The organism is Scytonema sp. UIC 10036, from assembly GCF_009725235.1.
Window position 1 is genome coordinate 60,786 of the sequence record NZ_WJFC01000030.1, and the last position, 19,005, is coordinate 79,790.

The 19,005-nt window shown below is 43.0% G+C and carries 21 protein-coding genes; 14 read left to right on the plus strand and 7 right to left on the minus strand.

From position 1 onward, the window contains the following. Positions 1 to 30 precede the first annotated feature (30 nt). The 4 genes from F7734_RS16485 (at position 31) to F7734_RS16500 (ending at position 4,222) form a co-directional block, all read left to right on the plus strand. Positions 31 to 774 (plus strand): SDR family oxidoreductase, encoded by a 744-nt coding sequence (locus tag F7734_RS16485; protein ID WP_155745712.1) that lies wholly within the window; start codon positions 31 to 33, stop codon positions 772 to 774. Positions 775 to 967: 193 nt separating this feature from the next. Then, positions 968 to 1,249 carry a cupin domain-containing protein gene (locus tag F7734_RS16490; protein WP_347566216.1) on the plus strand — a complete coding sequence of 94 codons (282 nt, stop codon included), beginning with the start codon at positions 968 to 970 and terminating at the stop codon, positions 1,247 to 1,249. Positions 1,250 to 1,747: 498 nt separating this feature from the next. Next, positions 1,748 to 3,664 (plus strand): transketolase C-terminal domain-containing protein, encoded by a 1,917-nt coding sequence (locus F7734_RS16495; protein WP_155745713.1) that lies wholly within the window; start codon positions 1,748 to 1,750, stop codon positions 3,662 to 3,664. Between the two features lie 378 nt (positions 3,665 to 4,042). Beyond that, positions 4,043 to 4,222, plus strand: a complete 180-nt coding sequence (locus F7734_RS16500) for an MAPEG family protein (RefSeq protein WP_243146912.1) — start codon at positions 4,043 to 4,045, stop codon at positions 4,220 to 4,222. A 104-nt stretch (positions 4,223 to 4,326) separates the two neighbouring features. Here F7734_RS16500 and F7734_RS16505 read toward each other — a convergent pair whose 3' ends face one another. From F7734_RS16505 to F7734_RS16515, 3 genes are all read right to left on the minus strand, one after another. Beyond that, the gene (locus tag F7734_RS16505) at positions 4,327 to 4,989 is read right to left on the minus strand and encodes a Uma2 family endonuclease (RefSeq protein WP_155745714.1); all 663 of its coding nucleotides are present in this window, start codon (positions 4,987 to 4,989) and stop codon (positions 4,327 to 4,329) included. 186 nt (positions 4,990 to 5,175) lie between these two features. Then, positions 5,176 to 5,607: an archease gene (locus tag F7734_RS16510; RefSeq protein WP_155745715.1), complete on the minus strand. Its 432-nt coding sequence runs from the start codon at positions 5,605 to 5,607 to the stop codon at positions 5,176 to 5,178. Positions 5,608 to 5,727: 120 nt separating this feature from the next. Then, the gene (locus F7734_RS16515; protein WP_155745740.1) at positions 5,728 to 6,612 is read right to left on the minus strand and encodes a GTP-binding protein; all 885 of its coding nucleotides are present in this window, start codon (positions 6,610 to 6,612) and stop codon (positions 5,728 to 5,730) included. A 119-nt stretch (positions 6,613 to 6,731) separates the two neighbouring features. On the opposite strand from F7734_RS16515, the gene F7734_RS16520 reads away from it, so the two are divergent. Continuing rightward, a complete protein-coding gene (locus tag F7734_RS16520; protein ID WP_155745716.1) occupies positions 6,732 to 6,935 on the plus strand; it encodes a hypothetical protein in 204 nt (67 codons plus the stop codon). Beyond that, positions 6,932 to 7,075, plus strand: a complete 144-nt coding sequence (locus F7734_RS16525) for a hypothetical protein (RefSeq protein WP_155745717.1) — start codon at positions 6,932 to 6,934, stop codon at positions 7,073 to 7,075. Before F7734_RS16520 ends, F7734_RS16525 begins: the two co-directional genes overlap by 4 nt. A gap of 244 nt (positions 7,076 to 7,319) precedes the next feature. On the opposite strand, the gene F7734_RS16530 is transcribed toward F7734_RS16525, so the two are convergent. Next, positions 7,320 to 8,780, minus strand: coding sequence for an RtcB family protein (locus F7734_RS16530; RefSeq protein WP_155745718.1), 1,461 nt, complete (start codon positions 8,778 to 8,780; stop codon positions 7,320 to 7,322). A gap of 458 nt (positions 8,781 to 9,238) precedes the next feature. On the opposite strand from F7734_RS16530, the gene F7734_RS16535 reads away from it, so the two are divergent. The 7 genes from F7734_RS16535 (at position 9,239) to F7734_RS16565 (ending at position 13,754) form a co-directional block, all read left to right on the plus strand. Next, a complete protein-coding gene (locus F7734_RS16535) occupies positions 9,239 to 10,222 on the plus strand; it encodes a hypothetical protein (RefSeq protein ID WP_155745719.1) in 984 nt (327 codons plus the stop codon). A gap of 83 nt (positions 10,223 to 10,305) precedes the next feature. Next, the gene (locus F7734_RS16540; protein WP_155745720.1) at positions 10,306 to 10,542 is read left to right on the plus strand and encodes a hypothetical protein; all 237 of its coding nucleotides are present in this window, start codon (positions 10,306 to 10,308) and stop codon (positions 10,540 to 10,542) included. Positions 10,543 to 10,587: 45 nt separating this feature from the next. Further along, positions 10,588 to 12,180 (plus strand): polyamine aminopropyltransferase, encoded by a 1,593-nt coding sequence (locus F7734_RS16545; protein ID WP_155745721.1) that lies wholly within the window; start codon positions 10,588 to 10,590, stop codon positions 12,178 to 12,180. Positions 12,181 to 12,289: 109 nt separating this feature from the next. Continuing rightward, positions 12,290 to 12,880 (plus strand): DUF4178 domain-containing protein, encoded by a 591-nt coding sequence (locus F7734_RS16550; RefSeq protein ID WP_155745722.1) that lies wholly within the window; start codon positions 12,290 to 12,292, stop codon positions 12,878 to 12,880. Positions 12,881 to 12,931: 51 nt separating this feature from the next. Further along, positions 12,932 to 13,078: a hypothetical protein gene (locus F7734_RS16555; protein ID WP_155745723.1), complete on the plus strand. Its 147-nt coding sequence runs from the start codon at positions 12,932 to 12,934 to the stop codon at positions 13,076 to 13,078. 124 nt (positions 13,079 to 13,202) lie between these two features. Next, positions 13,203 to 13,442 carry a hypothetical protein gene (locus tag F7734_RS16560; protein ID WP_155745724.1) on the plus strand — a complete coding sequence of 80 codons (240 nt, stop codon included), beginning with the start codon at positions 13,203 to 13,205 and terminating at the stop codon, positions 13,440 to 13,442. Between the two features lie 9 nt (positions 13,443 to 13,451). Beyond that, complete coding sequence (locus tag F7734_RS16565; RefSeq protein ID WP_155745725.1) at positions 13,452 to 13,754, plus strand: type II toxin-antitoxin system RelE/ParE family toxin; 303 nt, start codon at positions 13,452 to 13,454, stop codon at positions 13,752 to 13,754. 604 nt (positions 13,755 to 14,358) lie between these two features. Here the strand turns inward: F7734_RS16565 and F7734_RS16570 are convergent. Then, entirely contained in the window at positions 14,359 to 15,681 is a 1,323-nt protein-coding gene (locus F7734_RS16570) for a dihydrolipoamide acetyltransferase family protein (RefSeq protein ID WP_155745726.1), read from the minus strand. 223 nt (positions 15,682 to 15,904) lie between these two features. Between F7734_RS16570 and F7734_RS16575 the strand changes: the two genes are divergently transcribed. Then, positions 15,905 to 16,414: a hypothetical protein gene (locus F7734_RS16575; protein ID WP_155745727.1), complete on the plus strand. Its 510-nt coding sequence runs from the start codon at positions 15,905 to 15,907 to the stop codon at positions 16,412 to 16,414. A 75-nt stretch (positions 16,415 to 16,489) separates the two neighbouring features. On the opposite strand, the gene F7734_RS16580 is transcribed toward F7734_RS16575, so the two are convergent. After that, positions 16,490 to 16,939 carry a YlqD family protein gene (locus F7734_RS16580; RefSeq protein WP_155745728.1) on the minus strand — a complete coding sequence of 150 codons (450 nt, stop codon included), beginning with the start codon at positions 16,937 to 16,939 and terminating at the stop codon, positions 16,490 to 16,492. Between the two features lie 41 nt (positions 16,940 to 16,980). After that, positions 16,981 to 18,969, minus strand: a complete 1,989-nt coding sequence (locus F7734_RS16585; RefSeq protein WP_155745729.1) for a long-chain fatty acid--CoA ligase — start codon at positions 18,967 to 18,969, stop codon at positions 16,981 to 16,983. Positions 18,970 to 19,005: the final 36 nt, after the last annotated feature.

Here is a 19,005-nt window from a genome sequence, read left to right on the forward strand (position 1 = left end):
AACCAATGCTTGTTTTACAGGAGTCTTGATATGAAAATTGTTATAGTTGGCGGCAGTGGGCGGCTCGGTAAAAAACTGGTAAAAAGTCTTCGCTCGCGCGGACATGAGGCAGTAGCAGCATCCCCTTCATCGGGTGTCAATGCCGTTACAGGTGAGGGACTGTCTAAGGTGCTGGTGGATGCCAAGGTTGTCGTCGATGCCACAAGCTCACCATCTTTTGAAGATAAGGCGGTGTTGGAGTTCTTCCTTCAGTCATCCCGGAATCTGCTGGCGGCTGAGGCTCTTGCTGGTGTGAGTCATCACGTTGCCGTGTCGATCGCTGGTGTCGATCGCATCCCCGATAGTGGCTATATGCGGGCGAAAGTCGCCCAGGAAAAGCTAATCCAGTCCGCAGAGATCCCCTACACGATTCTCCGTGCTACCCAGTTCTTCGAGTTCGTAGAAACGATCGTCGCCCAATTTCCCACTGATGGGCAAACGGTTCGCGTGCCTTCTGCCTTTATCCAGCCCATCCTGACAGATGACGTTGCAGATGCGCTGGTCGATATTACACTTGGAGTACCCATAAACGGCATCGTCGAACTGGGTGGTCCAGAGCGGTTCCGTTTCGACGAACTCATTCAACAATTCTTGAATGCAAACCAGGATGCACGTCAGGCGATCGTGGACAGCGATGCCCGTTACTTTGGAGCAAAGTTGAGCGATCGCTCTCTGATTCCAGAAGACAACTCCCGCATCGGTTCAACCCGTTTCCAGGACTGGCTCAACCGCTAAATTTTTCTCGCGAGTTGCATTCATGACTCTCGCCATATTCACAGCGCTCTCCATATTCGCAACTCTCCCCGTATTCGCAGCTTCAGCCAACGATCGGTCTAATGATACGTCTAAGGTAACACTGGTTTTCGATAAGCCGGAGGCTTAACGGCTGAAGCCGTATCGCGTCCTTCCCAATGTGCCTGGAAAGAGTGTGAAAGGCCTCTTGGTTGAATATCAGCCAGGTGGCTCAACACCCGCGCATACGCATGCAGCCTCGGCTTTCATCTATGCAACAGTGCTCTTGGGTGCAATTCGTAGCAAAATCAATGACGAGCCGGAGGAGGTGTATCACGCTGGCGAAAACTTTGTCGAAGTACCTGGCGATCGTCATGTTGTCAGCGCAAATGCCAGTGATACTCAAAGAGCACGCCTGCTAGCCGTCTTTGTCGTCGATACCAATGAAGAGAACCTGACCACACCGGACGACGAGTAAGACGCAAAATTGCACACCTTAATTAATACATGGAGAGCAAGATTGAGGTAAAATACCATTCTCTCTACATAAGTAGTGGGGAATTGCTGTGTTGAACAACACAAAATTGGAGATTTTTTTGCCATTGCTCTTGCCTAAAATGCAAATAAGCATTTATACTTATTTATAAATCGTTGCCATTCCATAGAAAAAGCTTTGCAGTGCTTCATGCTATTTAAAGCAGTCTTAAGATTGCTCACAATAGCTGACGTTCTGTTGCAAAATATCAATGTGAGGAGCGAATTCCGAGAGTGTATTCGCGGTACACTCAAATAGGTTTGTTTGAAAGCGATAAGCCGGGTACGGCTTGCGCTTCACGATAAGCTGGGTACAGCTTGCGCTTCGCGAACGCGAGTAAATTTTCCCAAAATCTACCATAAACGTACTGTTCTCTTTCGCGGCGAACCGCAATTGATAACGGTTGCTTGTGTAAGTTACTGACATTCAGGAATATTAACCATGACTACTGCTGTAGCTGCTAGCTTTCCGATTAATCTTAGCGCTTACAAAAAAATAGCGCTAGACCCAAGCAATCCTAACCTGACCAGCGAGCAACGAGAAACACTCAAAGCTAACATTCAGCTTTGCCGCGATGCAATTGTTTTCTTTACCGCCACAGGTGCTGCTAAAGGTGTGGGCGGACATACTGGCGGTGCTTACGATACAGTACCAGAAGTAGTCATTCTTGATGCATTCTTCCGAGGAGCACCCGATAAATTTGTCCCGATCTTCTTTGATGAAGCAGGACACCGCGTTGCAACCCAATACCTGATGGCTGTTTTGCACGGCGAGTTGGATGCTGAAAGCCTTGTCCATTACCGCGAAGCTCATGCAAAATTGCCCGGACACCCCGAACTTGGCTTAACACCTGGCGTGAAATTTAGCTCTGGACGATTGGGACACGTTTGGCCTTACATTAATGGTGTAGCATTAGCTAATCCCAACAAAGTTATTGTCTGCTTGGGTTCTGATGGTTCGCAGCAGGAAGGCAATGATGCAGAAGCAGCACGTTTGGCAGTTGCTCAAAATCTTAACGTCAAACTTATCATTGATGATAATGATGTGACTATCGCCGGACATCCTTCAGAGTATTTACCAGGTTTTAGTGTTGCTAAGACACTTGAAGGTCACGGCTTGACTGTCAATGAAGGTGATGGCGAAGACTTAGACGAGCTCTACCGCCGCCTTTGTGCAGCAGTTACCCAGCCAGGACCTGTTGCTTTAGTCAACAAGCGGAAAATGGCTGTGGGAATTGAAGGTATCGAAGGTTCAACCCACGGTCATGATGTGATACCTGTAGATAAAGCGATCGCATACTTAGAAAAGCGTGGATTAACTGAAGCTGTCAACTACCTCAAGAGCATACCCAAGCCCAAGCAAAGCTACACATTCCTCGGTGTCAGCGACAAATGGGGTTCCAACCGCAACGTATTTGGCGAAGCAGTAGTTTCCGTCCTCAGCCGCTTGAGTGAAGCTGAACGCAAGGAAAAGGTACTGTGTATCGATAGCGACCTAGAAGGTTCTTGCGGGTTGAAGAAGATTCACGATGCATACCCAGAAATCTTCGTCAGTTCTGGAATTATGGAGAGAGGGAACTTCTCCGCCGCCGCCGGATTTGGAATGGAGAAAGGAAAGCAAGGTATCTTCGGTACCTTCAGCGCCTTTTTAGAAATGTGTATTTCTGAAATCACAATGGCGCGGTTGAACTATTCCAACGTTTTGTGTCACTTCTCCCACTCCGGAATCGATGACATGGCAGATAACACCTGTCACTTCGGCTTAAACAATATGTTTGCCGATAACGGGTTGGATGATGGCTACGAAACACGGCTTTACTTCCCTGCAGATGCGGCTCAAATGAAAGCGTGTGTTGAAGCAGTGTTCTTCGATCCTGGTTTGCGGTTTATCTTCTCCACCCGTTCTAAAGTTCCCCACATTCTTGATGCGAATGGCAAAGAGTTGTTTGGCGAAGGTTACACCTTTGTTCCTGGCAAAGATGAAGTTGTACGGGAAGGAACAGCAGGTTATATCGTCAGCTATGGCGATGCATTGTATCGTTCTCTTGATGCAGTGGAACGCCTCAAGCAACAAGGAATTGATGTTGGTTTAATCAACAAACCCACACTCAATGTTGTAGATGAAGAAACCCTTGCTAAAATCGGTGCAGCACCTTTTGTACTGGTTGTAGAATCCATGAGCCGCCGCAACGGGTTGGGTATCCGTTTTGGAACTTGGTTACTCGAGCGTGGATTTACTCCAAAGTTCGCTCACCTCGGAACTCATCATGAGGGTTGCGGTGGTCTTTGGGAACAGTTCCCCCATCAAGGAATTGACCCCGATGGCATTATCAATAAGGTCAAGTCATTAGTCGGCTAGTACCATTTTGGATTTTAGATTTTAGATTTTGGATTGAGAAAGTCTTACCGAGACTGAACTTCAACCAACTATCTATTGCATTATTTGTTCAAATTGGTATAACTTTATATCTCTAGTTAGTGGAAATCACTAATCTCTCTTGTGGGACGGGCATCTTGCCCGTTCTTTATTGATAAGTTTAGATTTTAGGTTTTGGATTGAGAAATCCCCTAAAAATACGAAAATATGTAGGTTGGGTTTCGTTCCTCAACCCAACATTTACAGACATTTGTTGGGTTTCTCCACAGGTTTACCCAACCTACAAAAATTCGAGATCCCTTGCAGTATTGATTCGGAGTGTACCCGATCGAGGTCTAGAAGCATTGGAGTGCTCAGTTTATGAAGCAGGTGGATACAGTGTATGTAAATGCCGCATGGGTTTTCGTTGTGTTTCGCGTATTGCATAGCATTGTCCATTGCACATTCAATCTCATTATTCTTCGGTTCTACCTCTACCTATTTGCTACTCTCGCAGTATGGTTCATCGCGATCCGCGCCGCTCTCATGCACTTTACATAGAGTGGATAGACAGTTCTTTACATATCATTAAATATGCGGTCTCTTGCACCTTGAACGCACCCCAACTATACCGCAAGATTAGTTGGGGTGCGTTCAAATTGGTATTAGCTACTCTGGGAATTCATCTGCTTTCTAAGTTCTCTCAAAACTTTGCTGCTGCCTTCTTGAAACGCCTGCTTTACCAATTTAGGAATTAACTCAAGAATTGCTAAGTCGGGAAAAGTAGGGCTAGTTGTAGATTCTACATATTTGCCATCTGTGAGGACATTAATCGTAAATTTTTCCTCAGTATAGATCCAGACTTCAGGAACTGCTAAAGCTTCGTAGGCATCAAGGGTAGTACTAGAAGTTACATCCGCTTCAATTGCCAAGTCAGGGGGTGGATCGATTGTCACATCGATTCTCATACGATCGCGGACTTTAGGAGCATTTTGAATGTAAAAACAGGTATCGGGTTCAAGTCCTGTAGCATTTGCTTTTTTTCTAAATGTTGTTGAGCCAAATTCTTCCCAATCCTGCTGTTGGACATCAAGCAAAATTTTCACGATATCTCCAATAATTCTATGTGGTCTTTCATGAGCAAGTAGGGGTGATATTATTTCTAAAGTTCCTTTGCTGTAAGCGATTCTATTTTTTATCTCCGCTGCTTCTCGTTCCTCCAAAATGGCTTCAAATTGCTCCCAGGTTACATCATGGATGGCGATCGCACTACCTGGGTTTAACTGAATATTTTTGATAGCAATTGTGACGGGCGTTGCAGTTGTCATACATTTGAATCTCGGTAAACATTTTGGCAAAACTCAAATTGCTAGGACTTATGCATTGACAAAAATAGCTAATTATGATTCTTCCTTGTTACAAGGCTCTGCCAGGGCACCAGACATTGCAAGGTTTTTATTTGAAGATTAGCATCACATAATGGTCAATTTGTACAGTGCGTAAGTCCTAAACAATTAAATATCCAAAATCACCATAGCAGTCCAGCCATCATTGGTTTTTTCTAATTGAAAACGGTGCAATGTGACTGCTTTGACATCCACTCGCTGTTCGTGGCGATCGCGATCTAGTGTTTCTCCCTGAGTTATTGCTGTTAACTGGTATTTGCCATCTTTTTCTTCAAATTCAATGTGCTGTGTCCGCAGCAGCAGTAGCTCGCTATCTTTGTAATAAACAAATTCTTGAAGAAAATTAAATAATAGAAGATCTAATTCATCATCTTCTAATTGAAAAGTTCGTGTTTCTTTGAGTTCTATTGATTCTAAATTTTCAATCATAGTATTGATTGTCGCATCGCCAGCCATTTGGAACAATTCTTCTAAATCTTTGCCCCAAGCACGAAAGGCAATATCAGCAGTGGCAACATCTTCAAGAAATTCATAGGGCATAGGATAACTATAATCTCCAGCTAAAACGTATTTACAGAAATTTCGTATTCTTAACTTGTGACAAATGATTGTTAAAAAATATTTAGTATCTTTTTATCTAAACTCTAATTGCGTATATATCTACTGCTCGCACATTTTCAAGCGATCGATAATTTCTAATTTTCTTGCCTTCACCTCTTTACCAATAAAAACTAACTCTGTTGCTTCTTGTTCAAATGCTTCTAAATCCCATCGCCCTGCTACAAAATTAAATAAATAAATCCTGTCTGAAAAACGCACAAATCCTTTGGCTCTGTAAACATTTGTTTCCAAACTATTGGCAAATTCTTCAAAACATGGACGATTGATAGTAGCGGGAGTGTTGTAACTAAACGATTCAAATTCTGGTTGATGAATGTGATGTGGTGGTGCTTGTACGCGCTCGCGACCAATACCAAAAAGCAAATCTAAATCTACCTTTCCCCGATGACTCCGCAAAATCGAGGCAGTTTCATTGATGGCATGTAACTTGTCCTCTACAACCTCTAACTCTTTTTCTGAAATCAAATCAATCTTGTTAAGAAGAATAATATCTCCAGCCTCTATTTGCATCCGGGTTGTGTGACCGACAGAAGGATATTTTACCAATGAATCGGCATCAATAACAGTGACAACTCCATCCAAGCGTACTTTTGGTAAACTCTCTTGAATATCAAAAACCAGTGCATCCGGTTCTGCAACTCCTGTTGTTTCTACTATAATATGTTCGGGGTCAACAGAATTAATGATTTCATCCACAGCAGCTTCAAACTCACCTACCAAGGAACAGCATACACAACCGCCACCCAAGTCGGCGATTTGAACATTTTTGCCTTGAATGATTTTGGTATCAATAGCTATTTCTCCAAACTCATTCATGAGAATCGCAATTTTTTTAGGCACAGTTTCGAGAATATGACGTAACAGAGTGGTTTTCCCACTTCCAAGAGGTCCCGTAATAACTGTAAGCGGTGTGCGGATTTGCATATTTTGTGCGCTCAAATTTTTGAGTGACAATAGCTGCTTTATTATTTAAGTACATCAGTTGCAAACATAGCTATGCTTCTATCTTAAGAGTGAAGCCGCATAGCTATGTTTGTAAAGGCATGAGTGGTTCACCACTACTGAATTATGAAGGGGAAGTGGTGGGTATTAATGGGTTGCACAAAGATCCTGTTTGGGATACTCCTGAAGTTTATCAAAATAGTTCCCAGCCCGAACGACACTTGCAGGATTTAATCACTCGCTCTAGTATGGCTATATTTATTAGGAAAGAGGCTTTGCAAAATTATGTTAAGGGTAAATTATGAGGTTTAGTGAAAGACTTCCAGTAGTATTACTTGCCACTGCAATTGTAGTTGTGCAGCCCATAGTAGCCTCAGCATTGACAGCCGCAGAAGTTTATCCCATTGCTCAACAGATAACAGTTCGTATTGATGCAGCCAAGTGAAACAATTACCAGGTGTTGATTTGGCAGTATTTCAGTTTACTAGTAACCAAAATTACCCTATTGCAGAAAAAGGAGATTCTGACCAAGTTACAGGGGGTAAAAGTGTTTATGTTGCCGTTTGGGCAGAACAAGCACCTGGTATCCCAGAACGTACTTTTCAATCTTTGTCTGGGCAAATTTCTAGTCGTGTACAAAATCCAAAAGATGGCTATGCTTTGATTTATACAGTGAATTTTAATACCAATTATCCTTTAATATTCCCAATGGGAGTTAAACGTACCACCCGTTTGCTAATCCCAGCTAACGAAGCCGCTTCAATCACATCGTCAATATCTTTGTAAGCTGCACCTGCTTCTTCCGCTAGCCCTGAGTGAGAGGTACTTCTAACATAAATACCTCGCTTTTGCATATCTTTTTGCAGTTGTTCTCCACGATAAGTTTTTCTGGCTTTTGCCCGACTCATTGTGCGTCCGCTTCCATGAGCAGTACTGAAGAAAGTTTGGTCGCCACTGGGTACTCCTACTAATAGATAAGAGCCAGTTTCCATGCTGCCACCAATAATGACTGGCTGACCGATATCTTTATACTTTTCGGGAACATCTTGCATACCGGGACCAAAAGCACGAGTGGCTCCTTTACGATGTACGAGGAGCGATCGCTCTTTCCCATCAACTATATGGCGCTCTAATTTAGCAGTATTGTGGGCAACATCATAAACCATGTGCATGCCCATTTCTTCTGGCGAGTTACCAAGAACTTCCGAAAATACCTCTCGAATGCGGTGCAGGATGACTTGACGGTTAGCAAAAGACATATTAATCCCGCATTTCATTGCGGAAAAATAAGCTTGACCTTCAGGAGAATGAAAAGGCGCACAGGCTAATTCTCTGTCTAAAATTTTTATACCGTACTTGCTCTCCATCACTTTCAGAAAAACCTGCAGGTAGTCAGTAGCAACTTGATGACCAAATCCGCGACTGCCACAATGGAACATCACGACCACTTGATTGGGAATCGTAATTCCCATACGTGCAGCTAACTCCTTATCAAAAATGTGTTCTGGTCGAGCTACTTGAATCTCTAAATAATGGTTGCCAGAACCCAAAGTGCCAATTTGATTAAAACCTCGGTCAATTGCTTTTTCACTGATTTTGGAAGAATCAGCACCTTTCAAACATCCTTGCTCTTCCATCAGTTCTAAGTCTTCTTCGCACCCGTAACCATTGCGAACGCACCACTGTGCGCCTTGCTCAACAACTTCACGAAATTCATTGCGTGAGAGTTTGACAAAGCCAGTGCTTCCCACTCCGGCGGGAACCTTTTGATAAAGCTTATCTACCAGCTTTTTGATATCGTATTTCACTTCATCGTAGGTCAGGTTTGTGACCATCAAGCGCATCCCGCAATTGATATCAAAACCGATACCGCCAGGAGAAATTACACCCCCTTCCTCTATATCCATCGCCGCCACGCCACCAATGGGAAAACCATAGCCAAAATGTCCGTCAGGCATACATAAGGCATATTTAGTTACCCCAGGAAGTGTTGCTACATTAGTAACCTGGTCGTAAACGGCTTCATCCAAGTCCTGAATTAGCTTTTCTGTTGCGTATATTCGAGCAGGAACTCGCATCCCTTCTTTATAGGAAACTGGAATTTCCCAGATTGTGTTAGAAATTTTGTTTAAAAACTCTTTGATAGGCATTTTTACTGTATATCTTTTTTTAATTTGGAAAAATATCCATATACAATAAAAGCCTTTGCTCGGTCACAACTTCTTCCTAAAGAAGCGTCTTGCTTTTCCATCTTAGGATTTAGTTTCATCAATTTGATGACGGAGGGGATTTGAACTAGAAAGATGGAATACTAACAATATTTACCCCCTTAATCCCCCTTATAAAGGGGGAAATGATATCCTGTTTCCCTTATAAAGGGGGAAATGGATATCCTGTTCCCCTTATAAAGGGGGGAAATGGATCTCTTGTTCCCTCCCCTTTACAAGGGGAGGGTTAGGGTGGGGTAAAACTTAACCAAAATAATTCTCAATCTTATACCTATAGATATATTGCATTTTATTGAAAATCGGTATCTATCTCCTTGTCAAATATTCCAGTGAGGTTTAATAGCAATCATCCAGTTGTAAAAGTTACTCCAAAAACACTTATGCCAGTGACTGTTAATACTCAACGTACAGGGCGCTTTATTCATTGGTGGCCTTACGTTGCTCTAGGTGCTTCTGCACTCGTATTTTTATCGTTGATGACTGCTCCATTTTTTAAGCAAACTCTTGTGAACAAGAATGTGCAAGTTAAAGAAGAGGAGCCTTTTAAAATCAAATCATTACAATTGACACCCCAGCTAATAGGTGCATTGCGAGTTGATGTCAATGCGATCGTACCCGATAACAGATGGGTAACTTACGAAATTCAGCTTTTAGACAAACAAGGTAAGGTTTTAGCATCCGGAATTAAAGAAGCTTGGAAGGAATCAGGCTTTTGGTCTGAAGAAGGAGAAACAGGAACTTGGTCTGAAGAAGATTTGACAGCTGGTCTAGACGTTCGAGCAAAGAAAAACGAGGAAGTCACCCTTGCCTTAGCAGTATTGGGCTATGGAGAAACCAGTGGCAAAGAACTTGCTGAAGCCGTACCTTTTACGATGACTGTAGAAAACGGAGTGATTGATACGCGCCCTCTATGGGGAGGTGTATTTTGGTCTACTTTTTTCTCTATCATGGCATTGTTCGCTACACGCCGCATTGGTAAAAAAGCAATTTCCGCAAAAATTAACGATAGCGATCCAAATGGGCGCGAAACAGTTGGTGGTGCCAATCGCCTCGTGCGCGTTAATGTAGATATCCAATCTGACGACACATCTCCCAACGAATTAGAAGTTTATCTATCCATTAATGATGCTTATGGCGAACAAGTTTATGCTGGTTCTTTTCCCGTAAAACTCTCCTTTACAAAAGAGAAAGGAAAAATTACAAAGGTAACAGGAAAGTTGGAGAAATTTTTCATACTCGAACAGCATGCTTCTTACGGTTTTCACGTAGAAGTTCTACCAGATGAACCAGTAGATCGGACATCACTGATTGTTCGAGACGGTGTTCGTACCTTAAAACCGGTAGAAGCGATATTAATACAGTGACCAGTAACCAGGGGACAAGGAAGAATCACTCATGCCCCAATGCCCAATCCAAAATCCAAAATCCAAAATCCAAAATCACACATATGTTTGCAAAAATTTTTGCCGGAATAGCAGTTTTACTCGCCCTTACATCCATAATTGATAGCTACAGTCAAAAGTCAGCTTTTGTACTGCGAGAAGAAAAACAAGAAAACTATGCGCCCCGATATGAAACTCAATTATCGGGTTCCTACAACAGCCATGGAGTTTGGATATATACCTCTACAACCCGAAGTTACTACGGTGACTTTCAAGGTGGAGGTCCTGGTAGTGGAAAGTAAAAATAATTACACGCTGAAGATTCAACAATCAATGGTTAACAATACATGGAACAAGAAATAGCAACATCTCCAGATTCACTAGATGCGGAAAATACTCAAATTAAAGGGAATTTTTTAAACGACAAGCAACGCAAACTCTTGCTAGCAGCAGCAGCAATCTCTTCTGCTTGCGGATTAGCTGTAGAACTTTTACTGGGAACTCTTGCAAGTTACCTAGTCGGTAACCAAGCACTATCCTACGGTATTGCTGTGGGGGGCTTTTTAGCAGCAATGGGTGCTGGTTCTTACCTCAGCCGATTTATTGCAGCGAAAACGGAAGGGCGCTTTCTTCAAAATCAGTTACTACTTGCTTTCGTACAAGTAGAATTAGCGATCGCACCACTCACAGCCCTGTTACCTTTAGGGTTATTTGCCCTATTTGTGCTTGATGGTTCCATATGGTTGGGATTAGTTCTCGTGACTATTTTGTTGGGATTGCTAGCAGGTTTAGAAGTCCCACTCCTAACACGACTTGTAGAAGTATCAGAAGGAGTGCGAGAAGCCCTAGCAGGAGTTTTAGCACTAGACTATCTGGGCGCACTAATTGGTTCGCTCCTTTTTCCAGTACTGCTGTTACCTTGGCTGGGAATGTTTCCCACAGCGTTTGTACTGGGTGCATTTCCCGCTTTTATGGTCTTCGCGATTGGACGATCTTTTCCCCAACTGCGACGCTGGGCTTACTTGGGATTAATGGTAGGTGTGCTGCTCTGTACCTTAGCACCAATTTCCGTACCTATTAGCAATAATTTAGAAAATAACTTATATAAAGCACCTGTTATTAAGCGTATTCAAACACCCTATCAACGTATTGTCCTGACAAGACAAGGGCAAGACGTGCGGTTGTTTCTTAACGGCGATCTACAATTTTCTACACTCGATGAATATCGCTATCACGAAGCGCTCGTGCATCCAGCAATGAGTGCAACTCCTAACAGAAAACGAGTACTCGTATTAGGGGCTGGTGATGGTATGGCAGTGCGGGAAGTGTTAAAGTGGCGTGAAGTTGAGAAAGTCGTACTGATTGAACTCGATCCAGCTGTTGTGAAATTAGCGAGTCGTCACCCGCAACTCGTAAAAGTTAATAACAAAGCTTTAACCGATCCTCGCGTTGAAGTCATTAACGCCGATGCTTTTACGACAGCCCCAGCCCTGAAAGACTCCTTTGATGTTATCATTGCGGACTTTCCCGATCCAGATCAAGAAATCCTTGCCAAACTGTACTCAGATGGTTTTTACCGGCGTTTGATGGGACGACTAGCAGACAGTGGTGTGTTAGTTACCCAAGCATCTAGCCCATTTTTTGCTCCCAAAGTTCTGAGTTGTATTGCTGAAACTCTTGCCCAAACCGGGCTAGCAGTACATCCTTACGTAGTAGATGTTCCTAGTTTTGGTCCTTGGGGTTTTGTGATGGCTTCACGGGCTGTACTTGAGCCAGATCGGCTTGAGCTTCCCGTACCAACACGCTTTCTCACTCCAAAAATTCTGCACCATTTATTTGAACTACCTAAAGATGTGCTGCTCGGAAATACTAAGGTTAACCGCTTATCCGATCCCGTAATTGTTCGTTACCAATTGGATTCTCGTTGGGTTTCGTATTAATAATGGCTCATGGCTAATGGCTCATGGCTCATGGCTCATGGCTCATGGCTATTGACAATTAGCAATTAGCAATTAGCTATTAGCTATTAGCAATTTAAAGAGGTTTATTATGACATTAATTTGGCTTGGAATTATTTTTGCTGGAATTGTTGGTGTTGTTTTGTTCGTACTTCAACAACAAGGAAAACTGTTGACTGGTAGTAACCGTAAGGAACTACCATCGCTACATCGCACGGTTTTTAATTTACAAATTGGCGATATTGTGCAACATATGGGTATTGATTGGGTTGTGGAAGGTCACTTAACTTACACTGTTGGTGAATTTACTTGGTCTGAGTATATGTTACAGGATGGCGATCGCATTAATTGGTTGTCTGTAGAGGAAGACGATCGCGTAGAGGTTGCATTGTTAGAATCTACAAATCAATTAGATATCAGCGATGAACCACCAAAGCAGTTAAACTTTGCAGGCGAAACTTTTCGATGTGTTGACTCTGGCACAGCTAGAATGACTCGCAAAGGTACAATTAAAAAACCTGTTGCTTCCCGTTGTAAATATTTCGACTATGAAGGTTCTAATAACAAGGTGCTTTCAGTAGAGATTTGGGATGGAGAAGTGGAAGTGACTGTTGGAGAACTTATTAATCCTAAGTCCCTGCTGATACTACCAGGTGATGGGAAGAGAGTTTATGACGACTAGAGAACTTTTGCCGCTCCTGTAGATGCTACAATCTAAAAAAGAGTTTTCAAAATGAAGTATGATGAGTTGTTGTCCATAGGTATTGTTAAACCCAGTTTAAAACCGAAAATTACTGAGTTTGTTACTACAGAAAAATCATACCAAGCAGGACAGGGTTATGGAATTCGCCTTAACTGGGAAATTCGTAATTTAAGTTAAGCCCTAACCCTGGTAGTACACCCATTACCCTCAAAGTAATCAATCAAGTTGGGGAGTCAGTCACGCGAACTGTACCTTATAATAGAACACAAATACTAAAAAATAATCTTTTACGTCTCAACCGATGACAGATGTTTTTAAAGCCCTAAAATCTGCTAATTTTCTTGTAGATGCAAACGGTCAACGGGTGGCTGTTCAGTTAAGTATGGCAGCCTGGGAAATTTTGCTGGATTGGGTGGAAAACCAAGAAGATGCAGCAATAGTTAAAGCCGCTATCCCAAAGTTGAAAGAATTGCGCTCTGGTTCGGAGAGTCGAGAGTGGATTGATTGGGATGCTGTTAAGGAACAATGGGATGAGGATTGAGGCTGGCGGATGTATAGTATTAGGTTACTGGCAGCTGTTTATGATGAACGTAAGGTACTACCAGGAAATGTTCGTCAAAGAATGAAGAATTTGATAGAGTCGTTGGCACAAGCACCGCGTCCCCATAATAGTATTGAATTAAATTTAGAAGGAGTAGATATTGATTGGGAAATTAGGCGGATTCGTCTTGGTGGGTGGCGAGTTATTTATGCAATCGACGAAGAATTTCAACAGGTAGCTGTTTTAGGGATTAGAAAGCGTCCTCCCTATGATTATGAGGATATTTCGGATTTGTTAGCTAATTTGGAGTAGTTTGTAAGTTAGGTGGATCGTATTGTTTACCGCTTTGATGCTGATGCGGATTTGATTGAGGTGATTTTGGTGGGAAAGTTTAGAGTTTGAAAATTTTAACGCAGTAAAAAAACTACATAAAAAGTACTTTCAAACGGAACAAAATATTTCTCATCTGTCAGTAAAGTACTAATCAAGACAAAAGATTATTCCCTAAACAGGTAACTAAAGCTATGCGATCGCACTACTATTTCCCTGTTTTGATTCGTGATTGAAATTAATATATTAATAAAGATTTTTTTAGGTGAAATCTAAAGAAGGTTATGATTAAATCAAACTTGTTTGAGTCTGCTTGTGCGATCGCCCTAAACTCAGTAAGCTGAGACTGAGGCTGCAACTTCTGATTAATAATAGCTACGGTTTTGAGCGGCAAATATACGGGACTCAGAACAACAGCAAATACACTCAACCACCTGAAACAACTTTTCATAAAAACCTCGTGGGAAGCTTTGAAATAGGTCGGGAAGCAGAGCCTCCTGTATTAATCTGCCACGCGAGGCAGAGCCTCTCAGACTTCATTCCCAGGCAGAGCCTGGGAATGAGAGGTCGAGAGATGAGAGAGTCTTTACAGCACTAAAGAATCAGCTTTGGTCTCAATTAACTGTGCCAATTCTTGCAAGAATGCTGCAGCGTGAGCACCGTAGATAATCCGATGGTCGCAAGTAATATTCACCTGCATTTGTTGTTTAATACCAAACAAACCATCGGTTGTGGCAACGACTTGCGGGCGAGATGCGCCGATCGCCAAAATCGAACCTTGTCCGGGTGGCAAAATTGCGTCGAATTTATCTACACCAAACATCCCCAAGTTGGATACTGTAAAAGTCCCACTGTTGTACTCTTCTGGTTGCAATTGTTTTGCTCTAGCACGATCTACCAGAGATTTCCAATTGCGCGACAGAGAATAAATATCAACTGCATCTGCATTTTGCAAGACTGGTGTAATCAATCCTCCATCATCCATTGCCACTGCTACAGCGATGTTAATGCTGGAATGGTAAACAATGCCCTGTTCCGAGTAACTAGCATTCAGTAGCGGATGTTTTTGTAATGTTACAGCCACGGCTTTTGCTAGCAGGGCTGTCATTGTTACGCCTTTAGACTTAATTTGTTTGTATAATTTGTCCAGGGCATCGGTAGTTATTGTATAACCAACACGGAATACTGGTACGGAAAGGCTGGCTTCCATATTCCGCACCACAGCTTTTTGCAGGGTCGTCAAAGGTGTTATCTGACCGGGAACTGCTGCAACAACTGGTGCTGGTGCAGGCGCAGGTCTTGCTGGTGCTGGTGCAACTGGAGTCGGTGCTGGTACTGATGGAGTTAGTGTAACAGGGGTGACTGTGGCAGGTGACTTGCTCGGTCTTCCCGCAGCCGCTTCCACATCCTCAGCTACAATGCGACCGTAGGGACCACTGCCAGAAATCCCGCTTAAATCAATTTTTAGTTCCTTCGCTAGCTTGCGGGCGCGAGGAGATACCACAGTCCTTCCATTCTGGCGAGAAGGGCTGCCATTTTGAGATTCCGTTGTTTCTGTAACGCTTGTTGCCTCTGCAAGTTGTTTGCTAGAAGTGGTAGCAGCTACGACTTCTTTGCTTTGAGTACCGGAAGATTGGGCTTGAGCAATGGCAGTTTCGATTTCAGCTTCGGTTTCTGCTAACAGGGCAATGGCAGCTCCTACGGGAGCAGCATCACCAGCTTGCACTATGATATGAGCTAGATACCCTTCGTAAAAGGATTCCACATCCATATCAGCCTTATCTGACTCGACAACCACCACTGTTTCGCCTTTTTCCACTTTGTCACCTGGTGATTTTACCCAAGAGACGATTTTTCCCTCGGTCATGGTGGAACTAAGCGCCGGCATGAATACTTCGTGAATGCTCATAGGTGAGGTTTGGCGAGTTTAAACTAGCTTGTGCCAGATCGAATTGTAACTTGACCTCGGACGTGAGGAACTATATTAAGCCCAATATGTCTATTAATTTGTATTTCTCATCACGACTGGTCAAACTTCCAATCTCCACTCACAAGCTAGACGAAGAATAGTGACACATCAATTTAAAATTCAGAATTGACGACTAACTTGAGTTTCATTCACTTTAAATTTTATGTCGGCAAAGTTCAAATTGTTACTTATTGTGGTTCTTAGTATCTTTGCCACTGCTGCTACTGGAATATATATCACCCAACGCCAGCCATCAGCCGCAGTCTCTAAAACGAGCAATGGGCAACCACAGCATTTTTTGACGGCGAGTCAAGAGGGGATAGTCGCGAACCCCGAACGTGCTCATTATCAAGAAATTCCTTTGGAAAGTATCAACTCGTCTCTTAAAGGCAGTGACCCCACTAATCTTGCCCTCAACGCTTTCGAGCAAGACCTCGCATTACGCAAAGCCCCCAAAAAGATAGAGGTATCTTACCCACAACCCAATCGGGTGCTAGTCACTATTACACAAACCAAGCAGGACAAACACTCAGCCAAAACTGCCAGATACCGAGTTGAACTGACTACCTTTGGGCGATCGCTTTTCGTCAGTTCACCTCAGATGTGGCAAATTATTTGGGCTGGTTCCCAAGAATGTTTTGCTAAAAATTCTCAAAAGGGCTGTCAAGGCTAATGGCTAATGGCTAATGGCTAATGGAAAAAACAATTAACAATTAGCAATTAGCAATTAGCAATTAGCAATTAGCAATCAAATATCACCGCGAATTTCTTCGACAATGCCGTCACGTAACACGATTTCGACTTGCAATTTGCTAATCAAGTTATCCCCTGGTTCCACGCGGAAAAAACCTTCCATTTGGAATTGGTTGACTTCCTGATCCAATTCTAAAAACTGGACTTGTTGGAGGTTTTGCAAACTTTGGTTCTTCTGTTCTAAAAGTTCGCTCTTCTTTTGGTTGACCTGACCCTGAATATTATCGATTTGTTGCAGTGTCTGAGGACCGGGAGGTTGTAGACTCTGCTTTTGAATTTCGGCAACCGCTCTTTGTCCTTGAACGTCCAACTGCTGCAACTGCTGGTCAATTTGATTGATTTGGGTTTGCAGTTGCTGCTGAACTTCGTCTTTCCAAAGGGAGGTCACGATGGCTTTTACGTTAACAACGCGTTTTAGAAGCAATTGAGGTTTGGAGACATCCATAAATGTTTCACGTTCACTCTTGTCATTTTTACTGGGAATTATCAGGCAAACATCCCGTTAATAATATCGCGATAGTGTTCCATCACGACGTGTCGTTTCGTTTTTAGTGTTTGCGTCATCATGCCATTTTCGATAGAAAACGGTTCTAGAATCAGCTTGAATGGACCAATACGGTCATCAGCTCGGTAGCCAGGACGGTTTTGCACTTCCCGATTCAATTCTTGCCGAAATAAATCCTGAATCATTTTACTCTCTAGATCTACTTCAGTAGCCACTGTATTACTGAGGGTTTCTTCGGTGAGTTCTTCCGGTAGACGTAAATGGAGATTCTGAGAAATTGCCCACTTCTGCAAGGCTTCTAGATTGGGAACAATCAAAGCACCGAGACTGCGTTGGTCTTGTCCTACAAGCATAATCTGATCTATGTAGGGCGATCGCAAACAAACATCTTCTATTGGTAGCGGCTCGATATTTTCGCCATTTGTTAATACAATAGTATCTTTGGCTCGTCCGGTTAGTACCAAATCATTTTGTGGTGTCACCCAACCCAAGTCCCCACTATCAAACCAACCTTCGGCATCAATTGCTTTGGCTGTAGCTTCCGGATTTTGATAGTAACCTTCCATCACTTGCGGTCCCCGCAGCAACACCAATCCTTTTTCCCCTGTAGGTAATGACCTGCGAGTTTCTGGATCTACTATTTTTGTTTCTGTTCCCGGTATGGCTTGCCCTGCAGAACCGCGTAAATTCCGCCAAGGACGCCGCGCATGAGTTACGGGGGCTGTTTCTGTTAAACCGTAACCTACCAAAATTTCCACACCAATCATCTCAAAAAAGTCATCGATATGCTTGGGTAGCGCACCGCCACCACTAATCATCTGCTTGATTTTACCCCCTGTTGCTTCCCGTACCTTGGAATAAACGATTCGTTCTCCCAAAGCATGAAGGGGAAACAAGGCTGATGCTTGTGCGCTAGCTGCTAATTGCTCAAATATTGAGGGTTTCAAGTTTTCCAAATCTAACCCTTGAGCAATTCGCCGTGCTTTAATAAATTTTTCGCTAATTCCAAAAAAGAAGTTAATCAGACGTTGCTTGTTCTCTGGTTGTTCGCGAAACTGTTTTTGCGCTCCTTCATAAATGGATTCCCACAACCGAGGCACGCCTATCATATATTGGGGTTGAAATTTTTGTAAATCCCGTTTGATAGATCGGCGGTTCGTGTAAACTTGGGTAGCACCCTGAGAAAGTAAAAAGTACTCACCACTGCGTTCGTAACTGTGCCAAGTGGGTAAAATGCTCAGTACAGTGTCTCCCGGCTGTGGTTGCACCACTGACCTTAACACTAAAACTTGATGTAGTAAATTACCATGCGTCAGCATCACCCCTTTGGGCTTACCTGTAGTTCCAGAGGTATAAATTAAAGTCGCTAGAGTCCCCCTCGTTTGCTTTGTAGGTGTCAGAGTGTGGTTCGCCCCAGTTTCCATCACTTGGGAAAAGTTCAAGATTTTCAAACTCGTGTTTGCTGGTGGGGATTCCTCTGTTAACAAAACAATCAGTTGAATTGGTAACTCTAAAAGACGCTCTTGCAGCTTATTGAGTGTCTTTAGATCTTCAACTACCAACGCCGTGCTGCCACTATTCGCTATTATGTATAAAAGTTCTTCCCGTTCTGCTTGCGAACTACGCACTGCATTCACAGCCCCAGCAGTCATAATGCCTTGATCTGCAATTAACCAGCGAGGACAATTGTCTGCAATCAATGAGATGCGATCGCCTTCTTTCACACCCAATGCTTGCAAACCAGCAGCAAATTGTTGAATTTGTTGTGATAGTTGAGTATAAGTAATAACTTCTTCTGGTTGAGAGTGGGGGTTATGGAGAGCAACAGTGTTACCAAATTGCTTTGCTGCCAAAGGCCAAATTTCTGGTATTGACTCTATGTTGGAATAATTAACGATGTAATCTAATGCCTGACGCTCTCGCTCTGTAATGTTAGATAGGTAAGAAGAGTTATCGTATTTTTTTGACATAGCACATCACCTATAAAAAATCTATTGTACTTAACT

Bases quoted from the DNA above. Each gene is read 5' to 3' on its own strand.
- F7734_RS16485 (WP_155745712.1), top strand. From the start codon at position 31: ATGAAAATTGTTATAGTTGGCGGCAGTGGGCGGCTCGGTAAAAAACTG.
- F7734_RS16495 (WP_155745713.1), top strand. From the start codon at position 1,748: ATGACTACTGCTGTAGCTGCTAGCTTTCCGATTAATCTTAGCGCTTAC.
- F7734_RS16500 (WP_243146912.1), top strand. From the start codon at position 4,043: ATGAAGCAGGTGGATACAGTGTATGTAAATGCCGCATGGGTTTTCGTT.
- F7734_RS16505 (WP_155745714.1), bottom strand. From the start codon at position 4,989: ATGACAACTGCAACGCCCGTCACAATTGCTATCAAAAATATTCAGTTA.
- F7734_RS16510 (WP_155745715.1), bottom strand. From the start codon at position 5,607: ATGCCCTATGAATTTCTTGAAGATGTTGCCACTGCTGATATTGCCTTT.
- F7734_RS16515 (WP_155745740.1), bottom strand. From the start codon at position 6,612: ATGCAAATCCGCACACCGCTTACAGTTATTACGGGACCTCTTGGAAGT.
- F7734_RS16520 (WP_155745716.1), top strand. From the start codon at position 6,732: ATGAGTGGTTCACCACTACTGAATTATGAAGGGGAAGTGGTGGGTATT.
- F7734_RS16525 (WP_155745717.1), top strand. From the start codon at position 6,932: ATGAGGTTTAGTGAAAGACTTCCAGTAGTATTACTTGCCACTGCAATT.
- F7734_RS16530 (WP_155745718.1), bottom strand. From the start codon at position 8,780: ATGCCTATCAAAGAGTTTTTAAACAAAATTTCTAACACAATCTGGGAA.
- F7734_RS16535 (WP_155745719.1), top strand. From the start codon at position 9,239: ATGCCAGTGACTGTTAATACTCAACGTACAGGGCGCTTTATTCATTGG.
- F7734_RS16540 (WP_155745720.1), top strand. From the start codon at position 10,306: ATGTTTGCAAAAATTTTTGCCGGAATAGCAGTTTTACTCGCCCTTACA.
- F7734_RS16545 (WP_155745721.1), top strand. From the start codon at position 10,588: ATGGAACAAGAAATAGCAACATCTCCAGATTCACTAGATGCGGAAAAT.
- F7734_RS16550 (WP_155745722.1), top strand. From the start codon at position 12,290: ATGACATTAATTTGGCTTGGAATTATTTTTGCTGGAATTGTTGGTGTT.
- F7734_RS16555 (WP_155745723.1), top strand. From the start codon at position 12,932: ATGAAGTATGATGAGTTGTTGTCCATAGGTATTGTTAAACCCAGTTTA.
- F7734_RS16560 (WP_155745724.1), top strand. From the start codon at position 13,203: ATGACAGATGTTTTTAAAGCCCTAAAATCTGCTAATTTTCTTGTAGAT.
- F7734_RS16565 (WP_155745725.1), top strand. From the start codon at position 13,452: ATGTATAGTATTAGGTTACTGGCAGCTGTTTATGATGAACGTAAGGTA.
- F7734_RS16570 (WP_155745726.1), bottom strand. From the start codon at position 15,681: ATGAGCATTCACGAAGTATTCATGCCGGCGCTTAGTTCCACCATGACC.
- F7734_RS16575 (WP_155745727.1), top strand. From the start codon at position 15,905: ATGTCGGCAAAGTTCAAATTGTTACTTATTGTGGTTCTTAGTATCTTT.
- F7734_RS16580 (WP_155745728.1), bottom strand. From the start codon at position 16,939: ATGGATGTCTCCAAACCTCAATTGCTTCTAAAACGCGTTGTTAACGTA.
- F7734_RS16585 (WP_155745729.1), bottom strand. From the start codon at position 18,969: ATGTCAAAAAAATACGATAACTCTTCTTACCTATCTAACATTACAGAG.